Below are 3,735 nucleotides of genomic sequence, written 5' to 3' on the forward strand. Positions count from 1 at the left end.
TCTGCATCTGCTTCTGAATCACTCTCGACATCAGAATCAGTATCAACGTCAGAGTCAGTTTCAACGTCTGAATCGGTATTTACTTCAGAATCAGTTTCAACGTCCGAATCAGCATCAACGTCTGAATCAATCTCGACATCAGAGTCAGTTTCGGCGTCTGAATCAGTATCAACATCAGAATCTGTGTCAACGTCTGAATCGGTGTCTACTTCAGAATCAGTCTCAACGTCTGAGTCAGTGTCTACATCTGAATCGGTTTCAACGTCAGAATCAGCATCAGCGTCAGAATCAGTCTCTGCATCTGAGTCAGCATCATTGAGTACCTCTGCACCTGAATCAACTTCAACATCAGTAAGTACTTCAGTTTCAGTGAGTCAATCACAATCAGGATCAACATCTGGTAGCGGTTCATACTCTAACTCAATGAGCCAATCAATTTCTCGTTCAGAGTCATTGTCTGCATCAGAATCAGCAAGTGGATCACAAAAACACAGCCGGTCTGTAGTGCTTCCGAATACTGGTGAAACAGGATCTGTAACATCAGCTCTTCTCGGGGTAGTTACAGGGTTAGCTGGAATTGCTGGACTTACCCGACGTAAAAAGAAGGGGAGCTGATCTAGTAGGAAAAATCATTTTTTCGAGTGAATCTCATAGGAGATTCACTTTTTTATTAGTAGAATGAATTATTTTTAATGTGTTACAAAAAAATTTGAAAATTAAACGATAATATATAAGTTTTTTGTAGCAAATTACTTGAATCTACGTAGTATTGCTGTATAATGAATAATGACTACAATGTAAGGGGAATATCATGCAATTTAAGCGTTCAAAAGGAAACTTTCGTGAAACAGATCGTGTCGTACGCTTCAAATTAATTAAATCAGGAAAAAATTGGCTTCGAGCATCAACAGCTGCTCTAGGCCTCTTTCGCGTGGTGCGTGGGCAAGTGGAGGAGACCATCATTGCCAACGTACAGCAAGATCAAATAGAAAGTCAAAAGAATAACCAAGCCTTCTTAAAAGGGTTGATTACGGTAGGGACTGTTTTTGGTGGTGCTGTGCTTGCTACGACAGCTAAGGCGGAGGATGCAACATCACTTGCACCAACGGTTTCTGAGACAAAAGAGGAAACTTTGGCAGAAGTGGATAGTGTGGTTTTAGCGAAAACTTCAAGCCAGCCTTCAGAATCCAGCTCTGTTTCAGGATCAACCAGCCTTTCTACATCTGAGAGTGCGTCTGCTTCGATCAGTGAATCCACGTCTTTATCCTTGAGCGAAGTTGGATCAACTGCATTATCAACAGCACTTAGCGAGTCTACCCAAGCTCTAGAGTCAGAAGCAGGTATTGAAGAGCCAACTAGTTTAGAAGAAGCCACTGTTTTAGAACAAAATACCTCTGAAGCTGAATTGCTTCAAGAAATTGCAGGGAATTACGCATCTAAAATGACGGACACCGATCGCCGAGCAGTGGTCGAAGCGGTCATTAACAAAGTGCAGGCCGAAGTGGCTGCAAGTAATAACTTGATCCATACCAATGCCAGTGCTCAAGCTTATGCTGACCAGCGCGATCGTTTGGAGAAAGCTGTCGATGAGATGATGACGACCTTGACAGCTGCAGGTTTTGTGGGAAATACAAATGTAGATGGGAAACCTGCGATCTCTGCTCAGTTAGCACCTCTAGCTGAGGAAACATACTTGGCTGATGATGTATTGGATATGAGCCCGAACCCAGAAGATCCCAATGGTGCGAGTGTAGAAGATCCTACACTTGACACACCAGGATATGCTAAGGATCCTCATCTAGATAAAGATCTCTTAAGGTTTTCGCCTGAAGAGTTGAAAAATTTTTTAGGTGAGCCCTACACCAATCGTTATACATTTGGTATTTGGGACTTTGTGAATAAACAAGGAGAGTCACTTGGTTACTATGCGACCATGTCGATTGATATCAGTGAGATAGACCCGGAAAAGCATAAGGCAATGGATGTTTATTTCCGCATTGTTCGGAAATCAGATGGGGCTGAAATTTTTTCACAAACTGTATCTCCAGAAGGATATGGCCAAGATATTCAATTACCAAAAGAAGTACTAATTGGTCAGGCTCCCCTTGGGAACAAGGTTTTTAATTCGGAACCTTCTACAGGTAATGGGACCTTTGGAATGCTAACGAATTTTATTCCGGAACAGGCTTTCTTATTCCGGAGTATTTATGATGTCATGACGCCTGAGAATCAAGGGCAGTTGATTAGGACGTATCCTAGTATCAAAATTCCATCTATGATGGGACAACAATCGACCTTCTATAGAGAAGTGGACCCGAATGGTAGATGGTTCAATGGGCAATATGAACCAACGGGGAAAGAAAGATCCTTACTAGAGTATAGAATCTACGGATTGGAAGGCCAGCATTATACAGCTTCTAATCCACGCGAATTTCCTGGTTATGTACAGGTCCCAGCGCATACCGTATTCCCAAATCGTCAAAGTGGGGTGTTCGATAATAGCAAGAATGGGAAATCAAGAGTTGAACTATTAGGGGATGCACGTGAGCATTTCATTAAAAGTGAAGTTGTCACCCTTAATCAAAATGGTGATTATTCTCTTCGCTACTATGTTTTAGATCCTTCTAAAATCCATGATGTTAGTAGTGGTGATGTAGGAAATGCTAAGGTAACCGATGTATATACACTTGTTTATGAAAAAGAATTTAAACAAGATAGTACGGATAACCTTTCAGATTTAGGTGGAACTCGTAAAGTTGAAAGTAAAAACAAGGATTATTTCCTGAATGTTACACCAAAACGAATAGATTACCAACATTTTGAGTTGGATATTACAGGTTGGTTCTCTAGTAAGGAGACAGTTACATACACTGATGAGAAAACAGGAATAGAATATACTGTTCCAAAACCATTCACGGAACTTCCAAAATCGGCCTACCTCGATAAAAATACGACCATGGTCGTGGGAGAAGATGCAACACCTCAAGGAGCAGATGGTTTTTCCAACTTCAAACAAACGATCAAAAAAATAGTAGATTCATACCCCTTAACGAGTGTGAACTATTACTATCGGAAGATGACACCGTCAGAATCTGCTTCACAATCTCAAAACTTCTCGATTTCAACTTCAGAGTCACTAGTTTCAGAATCCGTTTCATCTTCTCAATCTGTTTCGGTCAGTGAGTCCGTTTCCTTGTCACAAGCATCTAGCTCCGCCAGTCAATCAGACTCCTTGATTAAAGAATCCGTATCTGCCAGCCAATCGGAATCACTGGTTCAAGCGTCTGTATCTGCCAGCCAGTCTGATTCGTTGGTTCAGGCCTCCGTTTCAGCGAGTCAATCAGATTCGTTAGTTCAGGCCTCCGTTTCAGCAAGTCAATCGGATTCGCTGGTTCAGGCATCTGTATCGTCTAGCCAATCAGAATCCTTGGTTCAATCGTCGGTTTCAGCAAGCCAGTCTGAGTTGTTGATTCAAGCCTCAGTTTCTGCCAGTCAGTCTGATTCGTTGGTTCAGGCCTCTGTTTCAGCAAGTCAATCGGATTCGTTAGTTCAGGCCTCAGTCTCTGCTAGCCAGTCTGAGTCGCTGCTCAAAGAGTCGGTTTCTTCAAGCCAGTCAGATTCATTGGTTCAAGCGTCCGTTTCAGCAAGCCAGTCTGAGTCGTTGGTTCAGGAATCCGTATCAGCAAGTCAATCGGAGGCTCTAGTCCAAGCGTCCGTATCTGCAAGTCAGTCAGA

Annotated in this window: 2 protein-coding genes; both read left to right on the forward strand. The window is 42.4% G+C overall.

The window, feature by feature from the left end:
• Positions 1 to 423 precede the first annotated feature (423 nt).
• Positions 424 to 615: an LPXTG cell wall anchor domain-containing protein gene (locus tag HMPREF2918_RS11750; protein WP_305366771.1), complete on the forward strand. Its 192-nt coding sequence runs from the start codon at positions 424 to 426 to the stop codon at positions 613 to 615.
• A gap of 196 nt (positions 616 to 811) precedes the next feature.
• Positions 812 to 3,735, forward strand: a 2,924-nt coding sequence (locus HMPREF2918_RS11755; protein ID WP_141751574.1) for an accessory Sec-dependent serine-rich glycoprotein adhesin, incomplete at its 3' end; no start/stop codon positions are given.

The sequence above is a fragment of the Streptococcus sp. HMSC065C01 genome (genome assembly GCF_001813525.1).
GTDB lineage: Bacteria > Bacillota > Bacilli > Lactobacillales > Streptococcaceae > Streptococcus > Streptococcus parasanguinis_V.

Excerpts from the sequence above, each read along its gene's own strand:
- HMPREF2918_RS11750 (WP_305366771.1), top strand. The coding sequence starts at position 424 with ATGAGCCAATCAATTTCTCGTTCAGAGTCATTGTCTGCATCAGAATCA.